At 73.1% G+C, this 21,773-nt stretch carries 19 protein-coding genes and 1 tRNA gene; 12 read left to right on the top strand and 8 right to left on the bottom strand.

All coding sequences use genetic code 11. From position 1 onward, the window contains the following. Window positions 1-77 precede the first annotated feature (77 nt). The 5 genes from ABD994_RS01610 (at window position 78) to ABD994_RS01590 (ending at window position 3,022) form a co-directional block, all read left to right on the top strand. Complete coding sequence (locus ABD994_RS01610) at window positions 78-578, top strand: hypothetical protein (protein WP_345410587.1); 501 nt, start codon at window positions 78-80, stop codon at window positions 576-578. Continuing rightward, entirely contained in the window at window positions 565-1,383 is an 819-nt protein-coding gene (locus ABD994_RS01605) for a class I SAM-dependent methyltransferase (RefSeq protein WP_345410586.1), read from the top strand. Before ABD994_RS01610 ends, ABD994_RS01605 begins: the two co-directional genes overlap by 14 nt. A 21-nt stretch (window positions 1,384-1,404) precedes the next feature. Next, on the top strand, window positions 1,405-1,764 hold the full coding sequence (locus ABD994_RS01600) for a DoxX family protein (RefSeq protein ID WP_345410585.1): 360 nt from the start codon (window positions 1,405-1,407) through the stop codon (window positions 1,762-1,764). Window positions 1,765-1,843: 79 nt separating this feature from the next. Continuing rightward, window positions 1,844-2,326, top strand: a complete 483-nt coding sequence (locus ABD994_RS01595) for an FAD-dependent oxidoreductase (protein ID WP_345410584.1) — start codon at window positions 1,844-1,846, stop codon at window positions 2,324-2,326. Between the two features lie 135 nt (window positions 2,327-2,461). After that, window positions 2,462-3,022: an NAD(P)/FAD-dependent oxidoreductase gene (locus ABD994_RS01590; RefSeq protein ID WP_345410583.1), complete on the top strand. Its 561-nt coding sequence runs from the start codon at window positions 2,462-2,464 to the stop codon at window positions 3,020-3,022. Between the two features lie 22 nt (window positions 3,023-3,044). Here the strand turns inward: ABD994_RS01590 and ABD994_RS01585 are convergent, their stop codons facing one another. The 3 genes from ABD994_RS01585 to ABD994_RS01575 all read right to left on the bottom strand — a co-directional run bounded on the left by ABD994_RS01585 (window position 3,045) and on the right by ABD994_RS01575 (window position 9,498). Next, window positions 3,045-5,516, bottom strand: a complete 2,472-nt coding sequence (locus ABD994_RS01585; RefSeq protein WP_345410582.1) for an NHL repeat-containing protein — start codon at window positions 5,514-5,516, stop codon at window positions 3,045-3,047. A 229-nt stretch (window positions 5,517-5,745) separates the two neighbouring features. Continuing rightward, window positions 5,746-8,763, bottom strand: coding sequence for an Ig-like domain-containing protein (locus ABD994_RS01580; protein ID WP_345410581.1), 3,018 nt, complete (start codon window positions 8,761-8,763; stop codon window positions 5,746-5,748). Between the two features lie 243 nt (window positions 8,764-9,006). Further along, window positions 9,007-9,498, bottom strand: a complete 492-nt coding sequence (locus ABD994_RS01575; protein WP_345410580.1) for a BLUF domain-containing protein — start codon at window positions 9,496-9,498, stop codon at window positions 9,007-9,009. A 570-nt stretch (window positions 9,499-10,068) separates the two neighbouring features. Between ABD994_RS01575 and ABD994_RS01570 the strand changes: the two genes are divergently transcribed. From ABD994_RS01570 to ABD994_RS01555, 4 genes are all read left to right on the top strand, one after another. Next, window positions 10,069-10,698: a hypothetical protein gene (locus tag ABD994_RS01570; RefSeq protein ID WP_345410579.1), complete on the top strand. Its 630-nt coding sequence runs from the start codon at window positions 10,069-10,071 to the stop codon at window positions 10,696-10,698. Between the two features lie 203 nt (window positions 10,699-10,901). Continuing rightward, entirely contained in the window at window positions 10,902-11,435 is a 534-nt protein-coding gene (locus ABD994_RS01565; protein ID WP_345410578.1) for a PH domain-containing protein, read from the top strand. A 133-nt stretch (window positions 11,436-11,568) separates the two neighbouring features. After that, on the top strand, window positions 11,569-12,792 hold the full coding sequence (locus ABD994_RS01560) for an alpha/beta hydrolase family protein (RefSeq protein WP_345410577.1): 1,224 nt from the start codon (window positions 11,569-11,571) through the stop codon (window positions 12,790-12,792). A 46-nt stretch (window positions 12,793-12,838) separates the two neighbouring features. Further along, window positions 12,839-13,453 carry a maleylpyruvate isomerase family mycothiol-dependent enzyme gene (locus ABD994_RS01555; protein ID WP_345410576.1) on the top strand — a complete coding sequence of 205 codons (615 nt, stop codon included), beginning with the start codon at window positions 12,839-12,841 and terminating at the stop codon, window positions 13,451-13,453. A gap of 129 nt (window positions 13,454-13,582) precedes the next feature. Here the strand turns inward: ABD994_RS01555 and ABD994_RS01550 are convergent, their stop codons facing one another. Both ABD994_RS01550 and ABD994_RS01545 read right to left on the bottom strand, forming a co-directional pair. Then, the gene (locus ABD994_RS01550) at window positions 13,583-14,077 is read right to left on the bottom strand and encodes a cupin domain-containing protein (protein ID WP_345410575.1); all 495 of its coding nucleotides are present in this window, start codon (window positions 14,075-14,077) and stop codon (window positions 13,583-13,585) included. Between the two features lie 87 nt (window positions 14,078-14,164). Beyond that, window positions 14,165-17,017: a helix-turn-helix transcriptional regulator gene (locus tag ABD994_RS01545; RefSeq protein WP_345410574.1), complete on the bottom strand. Its 2,853-nt coding sequence runs from the start codon at window positions 17,015-17,017 to the stop codon at window positions 14,165-14,167. A 611-nt stretch (window positions 17,018-17,628) separates the two neighbouring features. Here ABD994_RS01545 and ABD994_RS01540 point away from each other — a divergent pair. Further along, window positions 17,629-17,982: a VOC family protein gene (locus ABD994_RS01540; RefSeq protein ID WP_345410573.1), complete on the top strand. Its 354-nt coding sequence runs from the start codon at window positions 17,629-17,631 to the stop codon at window positions 17,980-17,982. 147 nt (window positions 17,983-18,129) lie between these two features. Here ABD994_RS01540 and ABD994_RS01535 read toward each other — a convergent pair whose 3' ends face one another. Then, on the bottom strand, window positions 18,130-18,615 hold the full coding sequence (locus tag ABD994_RS01535) for a hypothetical protein (RefSeq protein WP_345410572.1): 486 nt from the start codon (window positions 18,613-18,615) through the stop codon (window positions 18,130-18,132). A gap of 656 nt (window positions 18,616-19,271) precedes the next feature. Here ABD994_RS01535 and ABD994_RS01530 point away from each other — a divergent pair. Further along, entirely contained in the window at window positions 19,272-19,844 is a 573-nt protein-coding gene (locus ABD994_RS01530) for a hypothetical protein (RefSeq protein ID WP_345410571.1), read from the top strand. Between the two features lie 49 nt (window positions 19,845-19,893). On the opposite strand, the gene ABD994_RS01525 is transcribed toward ABD994_RS01530, so the two are convergent. Next, a tRNA-Lys gene (locus ABD994_RS01525) sits at window positions 19,894-19,966 on the bottom strand. Between the two features lie 45 nt (window positions 19,967-20,011). Beyond that, the gene (locus tag ABD994_RS01520; RefSeq protein ID WP_345410570.1) at window positions 20,012-20,260 is read right to left on the bottom strand and encodes a hypothetical protein; all 249 of its coding nucleotides are present in this window, start codon (window positions 20,258-20,260) and stop codon (window positions 20,012-20,014) included. Between the two features lie 711 nt (window positions 20,261-20,971). Here ABD994_RS01520 and ABD994_RS01515 point away from each other — a divergent pair. Further along, window positions 20,972-21,469, top strand: a complete 498-nt coding sequence (locus ABD994_RS01515) for a hypothetical protein (protein WP_345410569.1) — start codon at window positions 20,972-20,974, stop codon at window positions 21,467-21,469. Window positions 21,470-21,773 lie beyond the last annotated feature (304 nt).

Below are 21,773 nucleotides of genomic sequence, written 5' to 3'. Positions count from 1 at the left end.
CACCTCCGCCCGAGCTCTTGTACGCCACCGTATACCAGCGCTACCTTCTATACGGTCGCGAATAAAAGGAGTCCCCGATGACACGTCCCGCCATCGCCGCCAGCCAGGGCGTCGACGCCGTGCCGGCGTCGGCCCTGGGCCTGACCGACCTGCCGCGCATCGACTACGTCGACCATTTCGCGGTGCCCACCACCATCGACGCCGACCCGGAGCGGTGGGCGCGGGCGATGTTCGGCGACGAGCCCGATCTCGGCGAACGCGTCATCTGGAGCGTCCTGCTCGGTCTCGAGCTCGCGACGGGACGGTCGCCGGCGACCGTCGCGGGCTGGCGCATCACCGGCCGAGGTGAGGGCTGGGTCCGCCTCGCGGCCGCGGGGCCGCTGTTCGGCGGGAACCTCGTCGTGCGGAGCCCACGAGGCGAGGCGTCGCTGACCACCCTGCTGCACTACCGGCGGCCTCCGGCGTCGCTGGTCTGGCCGCCGCTGTCGGCCATGCACCGGATGCTGGTCCCCGGCGTGCTCGAGCGCGCGGAGCGGCGGCTCGTCGCGGCCGCCGGGAGCGCCGATGCGGTCCCGTGAGCCCGACGGGCTGACCCCGGTCCAGGAGTCGCTGTTCCTCACCCTGCACCTGCGGGCGCTCGACGCCCGGTCCGCCGACCCTATCCTCGGCGACACGGCGTCGGCCGATCTCGCCGACGCGCTCGACCACGACTTCTCCCCGCAACGCACGCAGCGCAGCGTCGTGCTCGACCTCGCGACCCGCACGAAGGTGCTCGACGACCTCGTCCGGCGCTTCACGGCCCGCCGGCCCGACGCCGTCGTCGTCGACCTCGGCTGCGGGCTCGACACCCGCGTCCTGCGGTGCGCCCCGCCCCCCGGCGTCGACTGGTACGACGTCGACTTCCCGGTGGTCACCGCCCTGCGCGACCGCTACCTGCCCGGCGTCTCGCACGCCGTCGGTGCCGACCTCACCGACCGCGGATGGTTCGAGGTCCTGCCCGCGGACCGGCCCACGATGCTCGTCGCGGACGGCCTCGTGGCCTTCCTGCGCGACGACGATCTCCACGGACTGCTCCGCGGCCTGACCGGCCACCTCGCGGGCGGCGAGTTCGCCACGAACGCGTACAGCCCGTTCGCGATGTGGGCCAGCCGGTACACCGCCGCCTTCCGGGCGATCGGCCTCACCGCGGCCTCGACCGGCTTCCTCGACCCGCACGAGCCCGAGCGCTGGGACGCCGGCCTGACGCTGGTCGAGGAACTGCTCCTGGCCCGGTCGCCCGAGATCGCGCGCTATCCCCCGCTGCTGCGCGCGTTCACCCTGCTCTGCGCCCGCAGCACCCGCGTCTCGCGAGAGGGGAACCGTGTCCTCCGCTACCGGTTCTGACGCCGCGCGGGCGGTGCCGTCGTGACCCCCGTCGCCGACCCGGTCTGGCCCGTGGTCGTGCTGGCGGTCATCCAGGTCGTCGACGGGCTGCTGTGTCGGGAGCCGATCCGGCCGATCGCGCAGTGCTCCGACGACGTCGCCTTTCCCCGCCGGCTGTGGTGGCTCGCGCCGACGGCCAAGTTCGCCGCGGCGGCCGGGCTGGTCGCGGGCATCTGGGTGCCCTACGTCGGGGCGGCGGCCGGCGCCGGCCTCGTCCTCTACTTCCTGCGGGCCGTCGGCGCGCACGTCCGTGTACGTGACTTCGGGCGCAACCTCTTCCTCAACGCCACGGGGATGCTGGCGATCTGCGTCGCCGTGACGACCGTCGCGTTCCTCGTCTGAGGCCGGCGCACCGGCCCGTGTCACAGCCCGCGCCGGCTGCGGCGTCCCTCCCGCAGACCGCCTCGAACCCAGGAGCGACATGACCGAGAAGACCGAGATCGTCGTCATCGGTGGTGGCTACGCCGGCGTGATGGCGGCGAACCGCCTCACCGGCCGGGCCGACGCCGTCGTCACGTTGATCAACCCGCGGCCGCGGTTCGTGGAGCGGATCCGGCGGCACCAGCACCTGACCGGCTCCCACGACGCCGCCGTGGACTTCCGCACGCTGCTCGCCCGCCCCGTGCGGCTCACCGTCGACACCGTCACCGCCATCGACCGCGCGGATCGGCGGCTCACCCTCGCATCCGGCGCCACCGTCCGCTACGACCACCTCGTCTACGCCGTCGGGAGCGGCAGCGCGGCGCCCACCGCCCCCGGCGCGGCCGAGCACGCGTACCCGCTGGCCGAGCTCGACCAGGTCGAGCGGCTGCGCCCGGTCCTCGACGCGGCCCCGCCCTCGGGTCCGCTCACCGTCGTCGGTGCCGGCCCGACGGGCATCGAGGTCGCCGCCGAACTGGCGTGACGCCGGGGCGTCACGCTGGTCTGTGGCGGGGAGCTCGGGCCCTACCTCCACCCGGCGGCGCGTCGCGCGACCGCCCGACGGCTGGCCCGCCTCGGCGTCAGCGTCCTCGACGGGCCGGGGTCCGTGGTGACCACCGTGACGCGGCGATCGGTCGGTCCTGCCGACGGCTGCGAGCTGCCGAGCACCGTCACGATCTGGACCGCAGGCTTCGGCGTCCCCGACCTGGCCCGCCGCTGCGGACTCACCACCGACGCGGCCGGCCGCCTGCTCACCGACGAGACCCTCACCAGCGTCGACGACGCCCGCATCGTCGCGGCCGGGGACGCGGCCGCGCCGTCGGACCTGCCGTACCGGATGAGCTGCCAGGCCGCGACGCAGCTCGGCCCCCAGGCCGCCGAGACCGTCCTCGCCCGCCTCGAGGGCCGCGCCCCCGCGCCGGTCCGGGTCGGCTTCGTCGCCCAGTGCCTCAGTCTCGGCCGACGCGACGGGGTCTTCCAGTCGGCGCACCGCGACGACACCGCCGCCCGCTTCCACCTCGCCGGCCGCACCGGTGCCGTGGTCAAGGAGCTCATCTGCCGCAGCACCGTCTGGAGCCTGCGGCAGGAGGCGCGGAAGCCCTGCGCCCACCGCTGGTGGCTCGCGGACGGGACGCGCCGTCAGGCGCTCGAGACCCGCGGCGACCCGGCACGACGATGACCTCCGGCACGGGTCGGTGGTCTCACTCGTCGGTCGCGGTGGAGTCCCCCGAGCTGTCGGTCGTGTAGCCCGAGGTGCCGTCGTTGCCGGCCGAGCCGGTCAGGCCGGAGTCGTTGAACTCGTTGGTACCGCCCGGTCCACCGCGACCGGCTTCGGGTTCCCGGCCGTCGTCCCCGGGCGGCGGGCTGGTCGCGTCACCACCGTCACCACCGTCGCCGGGACGGAACTCGTCACCCGCGGTGTGCGTGCTTCCGCCGTACCCCCCGTCGCCGCCGACCGCGCCCTGCTCGGGGCTCGTGCTGGGCTGGTCGGTCCGCGCATCGCCTCCGTCACCGCCGTGACCACCGACGGCCGCGGCCACGGCGCCGTCGAAGGTCTGTCCCGAGCCGCCGGCTCCGCCATTCCCGGCCCTCGCCGTGGTGGGCGCGGTCGCGTCGCCGCCACGGCCGCCGTCACCTGTCTGCAGGGTGCTCCCGACCGAGCCGGCGCCGAACACGTAGGCCGTGCCCCCGCTGCTGCCGCTGCCGCCGTAGGCGCCGCCAGCGGTGTTGACCGCGTTGCCGCCGTCGGCGCCGGGACCACCGATCGCCGAGGAGTGGGAGCCGGTGACCGACGCGCCGCCGCCCCACCCGGCGGAACCCGCCGTGACGTACATCGACGAGTTCGGCGAGTCGGTGCCGATGACGTCGGCGCCGCGGCCGCCTCGGCCGCCGACAGCGACACCGTTGTCCCCGGTGGCGTAGGCGTAGCCGCCCCGACCGCCCGGAGCCCCGAACCACTGGCCGGCGCTGTACAGGCCGTCGCCGGCCGCACCTCCGCGAGCGATCGGGTTGCTGCCGACGGCCTCTCCCGTTCCGCCGTCCCCTCCCTGACGCGTGCCGTCGGCGCCGACGCCGCCGGTGGCCGCCGCGTGACCGACGGTGCCGGCGGACGGGGAGCAGGCCGGGTCCGCACAGGAAGCAGTACCGGCGGCACCGGCAGCGCCGCCCACCGCGCGAGCGGATCCGCCGTCTCCGCCCCAGGTGCCCAGGAGATTGCCGTCCTGGTCGTATCCGTCGACGGCGACTCCGTTGCCGCCCGTCGCCGTGGCGGTGCCGCCGTCGCCACCATTGCCGACGTTGGTGCAGGTCCCGGAACACGTGCCCTGTCCGCCGTTGCCGCCGGCCCCGCCGCTCGCGGTAGCCGGTCGTGCGTGGCGGTCGAAGAAGTCCGCAGCGGTGCCGTTCACCCCGACGAGGGCGACGTCGCCTCCGGCGCCTCCGTTGGCGATGTTGGTGCACTCGCCGGAGCAGTAGCCGTAGCCGCCGTTGCCGCCACGGCCTCCGGTCACGGCCGTCCCGTATCCGTACACATCGAGGCCCGGAGTGCCGGAGCCACCCCTCCCACCGGTGGCCACGTTGGTGCAGGTGCCGATGCAGTAGCCGATCCCGCCGTCCTCCCCGTTCCCGCTGCCGACGCCCTCCGCCCCGACCGCGACGTCGATGCACGTCCCGGAACAGAACTCGATGTTCTCGCCCGAGGCGTCCTTGGCGCGCATGAAGCCGTCGCCGTAGGTGATGACGTAGTCGTCCGGGTCAAACGACGCCGACCGCTCGTCGAAGCCGGCGTTCCTGATCTCGGCGGTGAACGCCTCGAGCCGCTCCTGCTCGGTCGGGCCGGTCGGGTCGGTCGGGTCGGTCGGGTCGGTCGGGTCCGTCGGGTCCGTCGGGTCCGTCGGGTCCGTCGGGTCCGTCGGGTCGGTCGGGTCGGTCGGATCGACCGGGTCGACCGGGTCCGTCGGGTCGGTCGGGTGGCCCGGCTGGTGCGGACCTCCGGGCGCCGGATGCCCCGGGTCCGCCTCACCGGCGTGCCCACTGCCCGACGTCCCCGCGGGGACGACGGACGGGCCCGCCCACCCCGAGGCCTCCGACGACGGCCGCCCCTCCTGCTCCCCGTCGGCCTCCCCGCAGAGGGCCTCGACGCGGGACGGCGCCGCGGTGGCGTGCACGGTGCCCTCGGCGTCGACCGCGACCGTCTCCGGCGCGAACCGCAGCGGGAGGGTGTGGGTCGCGGCCCAGCCGTCGTCGGTGCGGGCGATGGTGGTGACCGAGCGGCCGAGCTGGTCGGCGCTGTAGACGTTGCCGGTGCGCGGGTCGAACGTCACCGACACCGGGCCGGCACCGGTGGCGACGGTCGCGATCTGCGTGTGGCCCCCGCCGGGGCGCGGGGCGAACACCAGCACCCGGTTGCCGCACGGGTCGACCTGGAACACCGTGCCGGTCGCCGGGTCCACCGCCACCCCGGTCGGCAGCACCGACCCCGCACCCGGACCAGGTGCGGACGCCGTCAACGCCCACGCCGGCAACGTGGGCAACGGCCCGTCGGGCGCCGCGACGGCGCTCGGAGCCGCACCCGCGAACAGCACGGCCGACGCGGCGACGGCCACCGCGCCGGCGCCCCACCGGCGGGTGCGGTACGAACGCGTCGCGCGCGCGGTCCGACGGCCTGCGGTCATGGTGGTCCCCCTCGCCCGGACGCGGCCGCCGACCGGGACACCGTGTCCCGCCCCCGATCGGCTCACCGAGAGCGCCCGCGTATTACCTTGTCTTTCGGGTCGGATGGCCTAGTCGTTACGTTGGGCACACCGATCGCTCCGCGTCCGGCTCACTCGATCACCCGTTGAGCCCAATGGCCGCTCGCAGCGAACACCCAGTGAGACGTCGACTTCCCGAGCCGCCAGGGGCTCAGACGGCGACGGCGTCGTCCGCAGGCGACGGCCCCTCCCCGTCGAGGGAGATCACCGACAGCGTGCCGTCCTCGGCGAACGAGACCAGGTAGAAGCTGTGGCCGTCAGGGCTGAGCCGTGCGTCGGAGAGGTACTCGCCTCCGCCCCCCGGGATGACGGTGACGCGGTCGTCCGCGGTGCTGACGAAGGTGATGCCGCCGACCCCGTCGACGGAGCTGACGGTGTACACGAACCGCCCGTCCGGGGTCAGGCTCGCCTCCGACAGGCCTGGGACGGTCGCGACCACGGTGTCGTCCGCCGTGTCGATCACCGACACCGTGCCGCCCAGGTAGTTGGTGACGTAGACGCGACGACCGTCGGGGCTGATGATCGGGCTGTAGGGGCGGTCGCCGACGGTGATCGTCGTCGTCTCCCCGGTCGCCGTGTCGAGGGCCGTCACGATGCCCGGTGTACCGGGCTCGCCGTTGACGTGGACGACGTAGGCGCGCGAGCCGTCCGGCGTGAGGACCAGGTCGAAGGCCCGAGGGGCGACGGCGAAGGTGGTGGTCACGGCGTCGTTCGCCACGTCGACCACGGTCACCCTCCCGTCGTAGCTCACCAGGTAGGCGCGGCTGCCGTCCGGGCTGAACACCACCTCGCGGTCGACCGGTCCGGTCGGGAGGACCACGACGCTCCGGTCCGCGGTGCGGATCACCGTGAGGGTCTCCAGCTCCTCGTTGCCGCTCCGCACGTAGGCGCGGCTCCCGTCGGGGCTGAGGACGACGTCGGTGGGCTGGTCGACCTCGATCGGGTCGCCGAGGGTGTCGGTCGCCGTGTCGAGGATCCGGACCGTGCCGCCCGCGTAGTCGAGGAGATAGATCTGACGACCGTCCGGGCTGGTGGGTGGGGAGAAGAAGAACGTGAACGCGGCGTTCGCGCCCACGTCCAGGACGGGCCCGATGGTGTCGTCGTCCGTGTGGATCACGGTGATCGTCCCGGAGACGTCGTTCGGGACGTAGGCCCTGGTGCCGTCGGCGCTGAAGACGACCTGCGAGGCGCCGTAGCCGGCCGGGAACGTGTCGAGCACCGAGCCGGCTGCGGCGTCGATGATGACGAGCGACCCCGTCTCGCCGTCGACGGCGTACCCGCGACGTCCGTCCGGGCTGAAGACCACGCCGTTGAAGAAGCCGCCCTCGGCGAGGGGAAGGGCCGAGAGGTCCGCGGTGTCGATGGCCGTCAGCGTCAGGGTGTCCGGCTGGTCGCCCCCGAGCACGCGGGCCGTGACGTAGAGATGGCGCCCGTCCGGCGCGACCCGCAGCCCCTGGCCGTAGTCCCCGATGTCCACGGAGCCGAGGACGGCGCCCGTCGCGGCGTCGGCGACGGTGACCAGGCCGCTCTGGTCGAGCACGTAGGCCCGGCCGCCGTCCGGACTGAAGACCACCTCGCTGAAGTAGGCGTCGAGGACGACCACGGACCGGCTCCCGTCGGTCGTGTCCGCGATGGTCACGGTCCGGTCGTCGTTGCTCGGCACGGCGACGTACCGGCCGTCCGGGCTCGCCACGGTGGAGCCGGGGTAGGTGCCCACCCCGACGCTGCTGGTGACGGTCGGGGGCGTGCTCGGACTGGCCGGGGCGAGGGGCACCGTCACCGTGAGCTCGTCGCCCGGGGCCACCCGCGCCGCGATCCTCGCCGTCGCTCCCGAGGAGGCCCGCACCGTGAAGGTGTCGACGTCGGCACCCGGGGTCCCGGCGGCGTAGGCCTGTCCCGCGGCGCTGGGGACGTAGACGTAGGTCCCGTCGGGCCTGATCATCACGCGCCCGAAGCGCGGCGGCGTCGCGACGGTGTACGTGATCGGCGCGCCGTCCGGACCGGTGGTCGGGAGGGTTCCGCGGACGACGCCGGTGGCCGCGTCCGGTGTGCCCACCGTGACGTCGCCCGGGATCGGGGGGACGCCCGTGCCGGTGACGGTGACATCCACGGTGACGTCGATGGTGTGCGCGCCGAAGAGCCGCTGGGCCAGCGCCGGGTGGGAGCGGGCGAGGACCTGGCGGGCGAGGGCGGTGAACCCGCCCAGCCCGGGCGCGGCCGGGTCGTTGTCCCGGACGGTGATGACGAACGAGTCCTGACCGCCGGACGCGGCCGTGGCCGCGTTCGGGATGTAGGTGTAGGTGCCGTCCGGCCGGAGGTCGACGTCGCCGTTCCGCGGCGGGGTGGTGAGGGTGTAGGTCAGGTGGTCGCGGTCCGGGTCGCTGGCGTGCAGGTCGCCGACGATCTCCCCGGTGCTGGTCGGCGGAGCCTGCGTGGGGCTGGCAGTGGGGCTCTGGTTGACCAGCGGGTTCTCCCCGCGACGGAAGAACGCCCACTGTGCGATCAGGAGCGCGCCGGCCGGCACGGCCGGTCCCGAGGGGGCGTGCGCGGCGTGGGGCGTCAGACCGGCCAGCGCGAGCGCGATCCGGGTCAGCACGTTCTGGGTGGCGCCGTGCGTGACGGGCGCGGTCCGTGCGCTCGGGGCGATCGGCCCGGCGGCGGTCGACGGGCTCGCCGTGGCCTGTCCGAGGGTCGCGCTCGCGGTCGTCGGGGTCGTGGCGTCGCGTTCGGGGACCCGGGCGGTGTCGTCGGGGGTCTCCGTGGGCCCGCCGACCACCGGCTGCGCAGCGTCCGTGGTCGGGGCAACGGGCTCGGTGAGCTCGGTGGGCTCCTCGGCGTCTCCGGGCTCCGTCTCCGTCGGCGTCTGCGGGGGCGTGGTGTCGCCGGAGTCGCCGTGCTCGTCGTTCCCCGCGTCGCGACCGTCGGCGCCCTCGCCCTCGGCGGGACCGCTCGGTCCGGGGTCACTCGCGTCGCTGCTGCCGGCGTCGGTGGCGCTCGTGCCGGCATCGTTGTCGATGACGTCGGCGGGGTCGTCCTCCGTACCCGTGACCGCCACCGTGCGGACGACCATCTCGACCGACGGGGACCCGGTCGTCGCCTGCCCGCCCTGGAGCAGGATGCCGGCGCCGAGGGCGGCCGCCAGGGTGGTCTGCGCCGTCCGGGACGTCACGGCCACCCGGGCCGCACGCTTCGCCGCGACCCGGGCCGACCTGCGGGCCCGCGCCGCCACTGCGGCCCGGCTGGTGTTCCTGTCCCCGACAGCTTTCTTCACGTGTTCCCCCCGATACAGCAATGCCTTGCTTGTCTCTCTCAGCATCGCTACTCGAGGTGGCAGTGTTGCCCGAATGGGTGAGCCGATCAGGTGAACCAAGAAGAATTCGGAACCAAAGAACTACTCACGGCTCACGGTGGATCACCCACCGTCGGCGCTGGAGTCGAGCGGCTGGACGTCCGGGCTCGCGTACTCCCGCATGAGGTCGAGGACCACCGCCTGGCGCTCGTCCTCGAGCCGGGGGACCGCGTGGGGTGCGTCGGGGGCCTCGTCGCCGCGGGCGGCCGGGAGGTCGGCACCCTCGGCGTCGGAGACGTGCGCCATCGACCAGCGCCCGAACACCCGGTGGTCGACGGTGTCGGCGTCGAGCAGGACGACGTCCTCGTGGCGAGGGTCGGCGGCGATCCTCGCGTAGAGCTCGCGCACCGTCGCCTCGTCACCCTCGAGCACCTGGACGAACGTGTCCTCCCAGACCAGGAGAGCGCCGCTGAGCCCGAGGTCGCCGTTCTTGCGGCGCGACAACTCGAAGATCTCTTCGAGCTCCGCGGGCCGGTTGTCGCGCTCCATGGTCGTGCTGCTGCGGTAGACCAGGCGGAAGATCGATGGTCCGGGCGCTGCCGTCGTATCGGCCATGTGGTCGTCCTCCTCGGGCTCGGACTGCGGGGACCGGACGAGCGTTCGGCTGCCCTCGCGGGGAGCGGCGGGTATGCCCGCGCCGCTCGGGGGCCACACCGCGGTGCACCCGTGGCTCAGGTGACGGTGGTCCGCGCGACCGACGACATCGACCGCCGCCGGCGGCGCCGACGCGAGGAGTTGGTCACGCGATGACCTCGGACCGCGACTTCACCCGGCCGAGCGACGCCGAGAGGCGCTACCCACGCCTCAAACGTTGCTCCTCGTCGACGACGAGGCCGGTGCGGATGCACTCCGGAGTGACGCCGGACCGTCGACGCCCCGCATCTCGATGACGGTCCGTTGTTCCGGACCCTGACGGCCGGGGTGGCGCGTTACCTGCTCGTGACCTTTCCGATGGTGGCTTCGTTGGCCCGGGAGCCGCAGCGCAGCTGATCACTTCTCGGCTGCGTGGACCGTGCTCGAGAGGCGCGGTGGTGGCGAGGGGGGGCGTCTCTTCGTGTCCGTGCCCGTCCCGGTGGACGGACTCGGCGTGTCCCGTGTTCTGGCCGTCCGAAACGGAGAGTGCAGATGATGAAGAAGTTCGGTGTCGTGACCCTCGGAGTGGCCGCCGGCCTGGCCGCCGCTGCCCCGTTGGCTTCCGCGACCGAGTCCCACCACGGCGACGAGCACGGGGCCTCCGGCTCGTGCAACGTCAACGGCGGCAACGCCGAGGCCAACGGCGGCATCAGCGGCGACGCCCTCGCGGGCAACGTCCTCAGCCAGCTGCCGGTGGGTGGAGCCAACGTCGGGAACCTGACGTGCAGCAACATCCTGAACGACAACCTGAGCGGCAACTCGCTCGACCTGGACCTCGGTGGTGCCGCTGCGCCCGTGACCTCGCCGGTCACCGGCGGTGCGGGAGGTGGCTCGACCGACACGGGCTCCACCGAGGCGGGCCCGACCGACACCGGCTCCACCGACGGGACCGACACCGGCTCCACCGACACCGGCACCACCGACACCGGCACCACCGACGAGACCAACGCCGGCTCCACCAACGGGACCGACGCCGGTTCCACCGAGGGGACCGAGGCGGGCTCCACCGACACCGGCGACACCGGCAGCAGCGACACCGGCAGCAGCGACACCGGCAGCAGCGACACCGGCAGCAGCGGCACCGGAGCGAGCACGGCGATGGAGACGCTCGGCCTCGTCTGACCGGACGGCGTCGGCACGGGCCGGGCCACTCGTGCCGAGTGGCCCGGCCCGTTCGCACGTCCGGTGACCTCCACGGCACGCGGGCTGCCGAGCGACGTCACCGACGGCGTCCGTGCCAGAAGTCCGACCGCGACGGGCCCATCGGCCGTGGCCCTCGACCTCCAGCGCGCCCACTGTGCAGCGCCGAGGTCGGGAGGTCCGAGGTGCTGGACGAGTACATCCTGCCCACCGAGCGCCGCGTCATCCGAGCCCGGCTGCACCCCGTGGCCATCGTCCACAAGGTCCTGCTCGCGGTCGTCCTCTTCGTCCTGCTCGCCCTCGGCGCGACGCTCCTGCCCGGGAACGCCCTGCTGGACAACGTGCTCTGGTACGGCTCACTGGCCGTCCTGCTCACGGCCAGCATCCAGACCGGCGAGTGGTGGGTGGAGAAGGTGGTGGTCACCGACAAGCGTGTGATGCGCATGCGCGGGCTGCTGACCCACCACGTCGACATGATGCCGCTGACCAAGGTCACCGACCTGACGTTCCAGCGCACCCTGCTCGGCCGCCTGCTCGGCTACGGCTCGCTGCACATCGAGTCCGCCGGGCAGGTCCAGGGCCTCGAGCTGCTGTCGTTCCTGCCCGAACCCGAGGAGGTCTACGGAGCCATCTCCGAGCTGGTGTTCGGCGGGAAACGCCAGACCCGTACGTACCTGTCGCGTGGGCCGCGGACCGGCGCCCGCAGCCGCCGCCGTTGAACGAGGGCGGCAGATCGACGAGGGCTCGCCGAGGTCGGACCGGGGCAGAGACGATCCGGCGAGCCACGCACTGCGACCCGTTGTCCTCCGGATGGGGGACGCCTCAGCGTCATGAGCCCGCGACGATCGCGTCGTGACCGCCGATGTCGTGACCGACAGTGCCGTGAAGCCGTTCTTCAGCGACAAGGACTTCGACTTCGAGTTCCGCGACGCCCTCGGCGGGACCGCGTACGGCGTGGGGGACCCGGGGATGTGGCTCGCCACCGCGGCGCGGATCGTCGACGGCGACCGCCAGAGCTGGTTCACCGCGTGGTGCGACCGTGCTCGCGAGCTCGCCGCGCTCGGTGAGGCGTGGAGGGGTGACCCGGCCGGGGCCGCGTGGGCTCACCTGTCGGCCTCGTCGGCCTGGTCGAGGGCCATGGTCGCGATCGACGGTCTGCCCCCGGAGCAGGCCGAGGCGGAGCTCCTGCCCACGTTCCGGGAGTCACGGCGCTGCTGGGACGCGATGATCGAGGCCTCGCAGGGTCGGCATGTCCGTGTCGACATCCCGTACGAGGACACGACGCTGCCCGGCTACCTGCTGCGGCCCGACGCGAGCGGGACGCCGCGGCCGACGTTCATCATGACCAATGGCAGCGACGGCCCGATCGCCGGCCTGATCGCGAGCGGCGCCGCCGAGGCGCTCGCCCGGGGCTGGAACGCGCTGGTCTACGACGGGCCGGGTCAGCAGTCGATGCTCTTCGAGCGCGGCGTGCCGTTCCGCCCCGACTGGGAGGCCGTGCTGACGCCGGTCGTCGACGCGATCGTCGCGCGCCCGGACGTCGACGCCTCGGCCCTGACCGGCTACGGCATCAGCCAGGCCGGCTACTGGCTCCCCCGCGCCCTGGCCTTCGAGCACCGCCTGGTCGCCGCGGTCGCCGACCCCGGCGTCGTCGACGTCTCGACGAGCTGGATGAGCTTCCTGCCCCCGGAGATGGTGGCGCTTCTCGACGGCGGCCAGAAGGACACCTTCAACGGCTACATGGCCCAGGCCGGCGACGATCCGGCCCTGGCGCGCGAGTTCGCCTTCCGCGCCCGCCCCTACGGCATCAGCGACCCCTACGAGCTGTTCACCGCCGTGCGGACCTACACCCTGCGCGACGTGGCGGCGAGCATCCGCTCCCCGCTCCTGATCACCTCGCCGGAGGACGAGCAGTTCTGGCCCGGCCAGTCCGACGAGCTCGCGGGCCTGCTCACCGCACCCCACGACGTCGTCGCCTTCACCCGCGCCGAGGGAGCGAACCGGCACTGCGAGCCGCTCGGACGCCGCCTCACCGCGGCGCGGATGTTCACGTGGCTGCAGGCGCGAATGCGCTGAATCGCGCCCGCTTCCCGACCTTCGGCGGAGGGGGCAACCTCGACTCGTGGACGCTCTCGAGATGGCGACGGCCGAGCGGACCGACCTGGCGGACCTCCTGGAGACGCTGGAGCCCGAGCAGTGGGAGGCCCCTTCGCTGTGCGAGGGCTGGCGCGTCCGCGATGTGGTCGCCCACGTCATGAGCTTCGACGTCGGTCTGATGGTGATGGCGCGCAGCGCGGTCCGCGGCCGCATCGTCCACACCAACCAGGTCGGCGTCGACGAGCTCGCGCTGCTGGGTACCGATGTGCTCCGCGACGAGCTGCGAGCTCACCTGCGGCCACAGCGGCTGGCCGCGGTCTTCGGCGGGCGCCTCGCCCTGCTCGATGTCACCGTCCACCACCAGGACATCCGGCGACCGCTGGGTCTGCCCCGAGAGATTCCGCCAGAACGGCTGCGCCTGGTTTTGAACTCCAGCCTGCGCAGTGTGGAGCTTCCGACCTGGCGCATCGTTCGCGGTGTACGCCTGGTGGCGTCCGATCTCGACTGGAGCCACGGCTCAGGGCCAGAGGTTCGCGGCCCGGCCGAGGCGATGCTGATGGCGATCACCGGTCGGCCCTGCGCCGTCGGTGAGCTGACCGGTCCGGGGCAGCCGGTAGTCGCCGGCCGGCTCACCCGCTAGATGTCCTCGGCCAACGGCGTGCTTCGCCGCCCACGGCGACTCGTCGTCCGGCCGGACGCGGCGACGATCCGGGCCGCAGGCCCTGGTACTCGACGATGAGTCCGCTCCGGGGTGGTGTGGACGGTCCGGTCATCCTGTCCCGCCGGGGATCATGGCTCCGGGCGGGCCGAGGTGTGTGATGTCGTGGCGGGTCGCGACAGCGGTCATCTCCGCGGGGTCGGGAAGGAACGGTGCCGCTGGCAGGGCCCGCTCCCGTGCGGGCTCGCTCACCGCAGCGACGAACTCGTCCATACCGCCGGGCATGGTGATCGCCAGTGTCCGGAGCAACTCGTCACCGTCGGCGCGGTAGCCGTGAGGGACTCCGCGCGGCAACCACACGAAGCCGCCGGTGTCGGCCCGGAACTCGGTGTCGCCGCTGAAGCCGACCAGCGAGCCGGCCAGGACGTAGAACGCCTCGTCGGCGCGGTGGTGGACGTGCGGCGGTGTCGCGAATCCCGCCGGGTGCAGGAACTCCACGATCGACAGGGTTCTGCCGGTACCGGTGGCCGAAGCCCGGATGGTGGCCAGGGTGCCGAGGAACCAGTGCTCGTCGGCCGTGTCGGTGCTCGTCGTGTAGACGCTCATGTCGAGCTCCCCCGGTGGTCGTGTGGGTCACCCACGGTCGCGGTCGAGTCGGACCTCACGGGAGGGGGTCGGCCCGTACGTAGCGCGTCACCACTCCCGGCGAGCGGCCCGGGCCACGAGCTCGAGCCGCGTGGCGGTGCCGGTCTTGGCGAGCAGGCGCTCGACGTGCTTCTCCACGGTGCGCGGTGAGAGGTAGAGCCGCTCGCCGATGGTGGCGTTCGACAGGCCGTCGGCCACGAGCAGCAGGACCTCCATCTCCCGGCCGGTGACGCCCGCGGTCCGGAGGGTGTCGGGGATCGGCGGGCCCGGAGTGTGCCGGCCGGGTCGCCCTCCGCCGCGCGCGAGCAGCCCGCGGCAGGCCGCGGCGATGCGGTCGTGACCGGCCGTGGCGAACCACACTGCGTCGTCGCGCAGCCAGCCGGCCGGATTGCCCCAGCCGTCGGCCACAGCGGCTTCCGCCGCGAGCCGCCGGCCGAGCCGTCGGTGGAACGGGATCTCCGGGGGGCCTGCGAGCACGGTGTCGGCCTCGGCGAACGCCGCGGTCGCGTCGTCGGGGTGACCGCCTCGCCCCAACGCGATCGCTCGCGCGAACCCGACGAGTCCCGCGTTCCAGCGGGTCAGAGCGGCGGTGTCGAGGTCCTCGAACGGGTCCTCGCCGACGAGGGCGAGCACCGCGGCCGCGAACCCGAGGGTGGGAGGTGAGGTGACCGTCGGGTGGGCGCGGATCAGGTCGAGGCCGCGGCGTAGGTGCCCCAGGGCGCGGTCCCGGTCCTCGATGACCAGGGCTCGGAGAGCGCGATTGCCGCACGCGGCGACCTCGACGAGCGGGTCCGGTCTCCAGGCGACGGCCCGGGCCTCGAGCCCCGCGGCGGCCGCGCGCTGCCCCAGGGCGACCCGGGCGTCGGCCGCGAAGATCAACGCGACGGGCAACGTGGCGAGCCCGACCCGCTCGGCGACGGCCGCACAGGCTTCGGCCTCGACGATGGCCTCCTCGCACCGTCCGCGCATGAACAGCACGCCCGCACGGTGCAGAGACACGACGTTCGTCGTGGCCACCGCACCGATGCGCTCGGCGAGCGCGCGCGCCGCGTCCAGGCGGTCGAGTCGCAGCGACGTCAGGGTGTCGATGGTCGAGAGTTCGTGCAGCGCGCGCATCTGCCACACCGGCAGGTCGTGGGCCTCGGCGACCGCATACGCCCGACCGAAGAGCTCCTCGGCAGCGCGGGTGTCGCGCAGGCGCGTGACCCGGCCCAGGACCTCCAGGGCTTCACAGAGCACCGGGAACGGCCCCGCGTGCTCGGTGGTGGTGATCGCTTGGCGCGCTCGGGCCGCGGCGAGCGCGATCCGGCCCGTGGCGATCGCGATCTGGGCCTCGGCCACGTCCACTTCGGCCGACGCGGCCCGATCAGCGGGTTCGCCCGGGTCGGTGGCCATCAGCTCCCGAGCCGCATCGACGACAGCACGCGCCGCGCTCCAGTCGGCGGCCGCCGTCCAGGCGCGCGCGGGACGCAGCTGCGCCCGGGCCATGCGCTGCGGGGACGCCGCGGTCTGCTGGAGGAGGGCGAGCAGGCGGTCGGTGGTCGTGGCCGTATCGACGGGCCTGCCCGCCAGCGCCAGGACGTCGGCCAGTGCCTCGTGGGCGAGCACGGCGGTGGTGGCGTCCCCGCCCGCCAGGTCCGTCGCTCGGCGCAGGGTGTCCTCCGCGGTGGCCAGCGCCCCACGGTCGGTGTCGGCACGTCCCGCGCGGATCAGCAGCGCCGCCGCACGGCGCCGGTCGCCCGCAGCCTCGGCGAGGTCGGCGGCGAGACCATCGCGACCGGCGAGACCGGGATCAGCCTCTTCGAGTGCGGTCAACGCCCGGGAGGACCACGCCGTGCGCTCGGACGGGAGCAGTGAGGCCAGGACGGCCTCGCGGTGCAGGGCATGCCGGAAGCCGATCCCGCCCACGAGGTCGAGCACGCCGCCCGCAACGGCCTCACGCAGGGCGTCGCCGACCGCGTCAGCGCCCAGACCGACCGTGCCGGCCACGACGACGTCGTCGCATCCCTCGCCCAGGACGGCCACGGCGAACACGCAGCGCCGTGCCTCCGTCGACAGCCCCGCCACCCGCGCAGTGGTGAGCTCCACGAGCGTCTCCGGCACGCCCGGGCCGCTCGCCACGAGCTCCTCGACCAGCAACGGGGAGCCTTCCGCCCGCGCCAGCGACCTCCGGATCTCCTCGCTCGGTGGATGCCCGAGACAACCGGCCGCCATCTCGACGACCGCGGGCTCGTCGAGGGCGTCGAGGCGGATCACGACCACCGCGCCGCGCCGCGCGAGTCGGTCGATCACGTCGAGGGCCGGGCCGGGCTCGTCCCGCGCGGTCAGCAGGAGCAGACACCGCGTCGCGGCGACGTTGTCCGCCAGGTACTCGACGACGGCGAGCGTGTCCGGGTCGGACCAGTGCAGGTCCTCCAGCACCACGATCCGTCGACCGACCGAGCGCACCATCGCCTCGGCGACGACCCACGGACGGTCGGCCGACGCGTCGGGTGCCTGCACGCCGGTCAGCAGTCGGTCCACCACGGCGCGGTGAGGACCGGACGGCCGCGCCGCACGATCGACGCCGGCCAACGCCTCGACCACCGGCCGGTAGCCCCCCGCCACGCCGGGGACCGCCCGCCCGACCAGGGCCCCCGGCTCGCCGCGGAGCAGCTCGTCCACCAGCCGGGACTTCCCGAGACCGGGCGGCCCGACGAGCGCCACCGCCACCCCGCTACCGCCTCGCGCCGTCGCAGCTGCCTGCCGCAGGCGTTCCAGCTCGGTGTCCCGCCCCACCAGCCACGGGCAGCGGACCCTGCCATCCCCCACGGGAGGGATATAGCCGCGTGCCCCCCGCTGCGCAACGGTCGAGCTCGACGACGTATGTCGTCCGGGAGCGCCTCCCGAGCGCCTCGACATCCCGGTCGTGCCAGACCTGCGCTGGCACGTCGGCGGTCGGAGGTGGGCCCCGTCGGACTCGAACCCACAACCTAGGGATCGAAAAGATTCCCGGTCGTCGCCCCACACAGCCTCTACCAGCAACTTTCGTTGCGGCGTGGGCCTCCTCGACCAACTCCAGGCATGTCGGTTCACACCGCTGTTCTCCACGACCTGCTCCACGAAAAGATCGTCGACTCCCCCAGCTCTTGGCTCGCGCCGCGAGGAGGTCTCACATCGCGGACGACTCGGCGGGATCGACACGAGCCAGCTTCACACGGGCGCCACTCGGCCGGTGGCGTCTCACAGCCGCTGAGGATGGCGACGTTGGCGCCCGACAAGTACGTGACACGGGTGGCGCTCCACGACTGCCTACATGGCCTTCTCCTCGCGCTCAGCGGCGACGCCGGTTCTCGCTCGCGACCCGAGTCCGAAGTGGGTAGGAGCCGGAGTTCGCGTCATAGAAGCCGGTTATCGGCTCACGTGGTGGGCCCGGTGGGACTCGAACCCACAAGCGACGGATGAGAAGATCGCTGCACCCCGGCTGCCGGGCGCCGCTACCAGTAACAACAGTGTCGGAGTAAGGTGACCGAATGGTCATGCGGGTGGCGGTTCCCGTGCTGCCGTGCCGAGATGTGCAGGCAACGCGGTCGTACTTCACGGACGTGCTCGGATTCGACACCATATTCACCTGGGAGACCCCACCTAGCTACGCGGCCGTGATCCGCGACACCGCCGAGTTCCACCTGTACGCCGAAAGCAGCGGCCCGGCCAGGGTGACGGTTGTCGTCGACGACGTCGATTCCTGCCACGACGAGCTGAGCGCCCGCGGCGCCGACATCGTCGAGCCACTGGCTGACCGGCCCTACGGAATGCGCGACTTCAACGTACGGACACCCGATGGACACTTGTTGATCTTTAGCCAGCCGCTTACCGAGTACGGGTGACCATCAGCGGACCAGCCGGAAGAATGACCGGACTTCGTCGACGAACAACGCCGGCTGCTCGAACGCCGCGAAGTGGCCGCCCTTGCCGGGCTCGTTCCAATACCGGATGTTCGGGAACCGGCGCTCCGCCCACCGCCCAGACGGGCGCTACAGCTCCCTGAGGAAGACCGAACAGCCGTTGGGTACGGTCACCGGCGCGCCGGCCGACCCGGAGATCCATTCGTTGACCTGCCGGAGGCTTTCCCCTAAGCCGGGCGGATGAGGCACCGGGCGGTCCTGCTCGTGCGGGGTGGGGGGCGCGCCGGTGAGCAGCGCGGCGGCCACGAGGCCGGGTTTCCCATCCGGCCAGCGCCGGTAGATCGTCGCCGTGCGGGTACTGACCTCGTGGGTCCGGAAGGCGAGCCGTACAGCAACGTGGTCGCTGATCTGGTCGTCCCGGAGCCGGCCCAGTGGGGGCTCCGCCGCGACCCCCACCTGTGGCGGGCGATGCGTCAGCAGACGCAGAACATCGCGCTGCCGGTCGATCTCGACGGCGTCGCGGGCGTCTTGAACGAACGTTTCGCGAACACAGTGGGGGTCGACCTTCGTGCTGTGGACCTGCCCGAGCACGTGTACCGCGAGGAGTTCGCACACGGTGGATGTCCGGCGGCGGGATCCACCTGGGGACGTGGAAGGCCCGGTTGTTCCCGCTCCTGCTCGCGCGAGCCGCAGCCCTGCACCGGTACTCGTGGTGGTCGCCCGGCACGTAGATCGGGCTGCCCTGCGCACGCTGAGTTCGCTCGTGCCCGGTCTGAACCGCTCCGGCCTGTACGAGGAACCTGATCGGGTCGTTGCACGGCACGGGGAGGCCTCCCGACTCTCTCCCCCGCTACTGGGTAGGGGGCGTGTGAGCTCGCAGCCCGACTCCCACGACGCCCGGGCGCATTCGGTGGAGAGGTGCTGGGGACGCTGGTGACGGTTCCCGGCTGTGCTGCGGTCACCCCTCGTCCACCAAGAGGGGGGCACTCGTGGAGAGAGACAGAAAGACCTGGTCGTAGCACCGGTCAACTTGTGCGGCTGCGTCCTCCGAGGGCCCACCCGATCGGCGCAGTAACAACGAGCCCCACTCTCCGATCCTCATGCTGGGGACTTCAGGGGGGGACATGAGTCGTCGACTCCAACGCGCGGCGGTCTACAACACCGCACTCACCGCGCAAGCCGTCGGCCAACTAGCCACCGCGGATCGGCTTCGCGACCTCAGACACCGAGGGCTGATCGGGCCGAACGCCACTCCGGCTCAGGTCGGAGCCGTGGAGCACCGCCTCGCCGCCCAGATGCGGGCGCGGATCGCGCTCGAGCAGCCCGATCCCTTCAGGGTTCGAGCCGAGTGGATCAAGTGGTTCGCCATCGCGATGACACCCCTGGTCATCCTCGCCACGATCAACTCCGCCATCCACGTCGGCTCCCGAGGCGTCACCAGCGGCCTGGCGCTCCTTACGCTGCTCCTCATCGGGTGCGCCATCGCCTACTTCCGTGTGCGCGCCGCAGAAGCCCGACGCGCCACTGTCATGTCCCGCTCGACAATCACTGCAGCCGGCCGCTGCGGCTGGTGCGACAGCCCGGATGTCCACATCATCGAGGGAGAGCGAACGCCGCCCCGGGTCTTCCACGCCCTCGAGATCGAGGCGGCGTTGGAGGGCCGGACAGCCCCTCCGCACCTCGCCCGGGAGACTAGGCAGCACCACGACGCCGAGCACTACCAGCGGCTTGCTGCTGAGCACACCGAGCTCGCGCACCAGGCGCGGGCCACCGGGGACGAGGCCTCCGCCCAGATGTGGGAGGACTCCGCGCACATGAACGAGCAGCTGCGCCGCAACGCTTGAGAGGCCTGCCGTGCAGCCGATCGGAAGCGAAGCCTCTGGTCACGAGGGGTGGGCCCCGTGGGACTCGAACCCACAACCTACGGATTAAAAGTCCGCAGCTCTGCCCATTGAGCTAGAGGCCCGGCCGGTGCGGCCGGGTCGATCGTAGATGTCGGGCCGTGCCCGGGTCAGACGCCGGCGGTGGTGCGCGACGGGCCGAGGGCGCCGCGGACGAGGACGATGCCCACGATGGTCGCGACGACCACCACGACGAGGACGGCCTGGAAGGCGACCGTCGGGGCGTCGAGGAAGGCCGGGACCGCGAACAGCGCCGAGACCGCGCGGAGCACGACGGCCACCCACATGGCCACACGCGACGGCCACACCGCCCACACCGCCAGCGCGATGAGGGTGGCCACGCCGAAGGCGATCGACATCGGGTCGGCGAACGCGGGCGCCTCGGGGGGGGGGGGCGGGCATCAACCACGGGCTGAGGACGTCCAGGAGCCCGAGCAGGGCCAGGACGACGACGCCGGCGGTGATCTGCGAGGTGCGCACGGAGGACCCCCGAGGTGCGGTCGCGGGACCCGTCCCCGCGGCTCGGGAGGCATCGTGCGCCCAGTACCCGACCCGGGTCTGCCGTACTGCACTACGGCAATCCCGGGGCCTCGGTGCCGCGATCGATGGTCCGTTCGGCGCAACCGCGCTCCCGCTCGACGACGCGCGTCGGCGGCGTCGACCGGCGAGACCTGCTCCGGTCGGGTGCTCCCGGAGCACTGTCCGGGACCCCGGACGGGCGAACGTGCTGCCACCCCGCAGCCCGGGCCGCCGAGAAACAGCAGGTCAGCGCGCTGCGTGCCGGAGAGCCCCGAACCACGTCGACGACACGCGGGGACGACACGCTGCGACCATCTCCGACACAGCGTCACCGCACGTCACTGTCGGGTCACGGTCGTGCGGCGCGCAGGAAACGAGTACCAACCATGCACGCCGGGGGAACGCGCCCCCGGTGACGCAGGACCCGCGTGGCGGGTGCGAGCGCTCCCCGCTCCACCGGCTCCACCTCCGCGCGGTGCAGGTGCCCGCGGGCCCCGACGGGACGGCTTGAACGCTCAGGCAGCCCGACCGCACGAGAGGAGGCCGTTGACGTGTCGATGGCCGTGGTCATGTCCGAGATGCCCGACGTCTGGCGCAAGGTGCTCGCCGAGCACGTGCCCGACGAGCGGCAGTACTGCCGTGCGTGCTTCCACGATGGCGGCCGCGCGAGCTGGCCGTGCCAGACGTACCGGATCGCGCAGGAGGCCAAGTGGGTCGCCGAGGGCGGCCTGCCCGGCACCGGCCCGCACGGGCCCGGTCCGAGCCGCACGCGCCTGAGCCCTCCCGACGCGACACAGCGGTCCGCTGCGCCGACCGGCCGGCCGGGCCCGGCGCCGTCGTCCGGGCCGATCGGCACCGGGATGGACCGCCCGTTCGCGGGCGACCCGCTCGGCGAGCCGATGACGGGCGAGCGCCCCTACGGCTCCGGCATGACTGGCGAGCGGTCGTACGGCTCGTCGGCCACGGGTGAGCGCCCCTACGGGTCGACCTACGACGCCCCCTACGGCTCGTCGTTCGGCGTCGACGACCGGCCGCACGCCCGCTGGTAGCGGCCCCGGTAGCCCCCTGGAGACAGGCAGGCCCCCGGAGCGTCCTCCCGTCCACCCGGTGCTGCGTTGGGTGGGCGGGCCCCGACTGGACTGGGGTCGGGGGCTCCGGGGGCTGGTGTCCTGCCTGGATTGCGCTGGCCGCCCTGCCGCGGGATCAGTGGGGACCACTGCCGCGGACCGGCCATTCCACGGCCTGCGAGCGACTAGCTGACGGACACCTCACGAGTCCTGTCGTTCATCAACGCTGGACCACCTCCTCTCCCGTGTACGCACCACGCTAAGCGCGTTCCGATCACCCCGCAAA

This window comes from Actinomycetospora chlora (assembly GCF_039542135.1).
Lineage (GTDB): Bacteria > Actinomycetota > Actinomycetes > Mycobacteriales > Pseudonocardiaceae > Actinomycetospora > Actinomycetospora chlora.
This window is presented reverse-complemented; position numbering and strand designations above follow the sequence as displayed.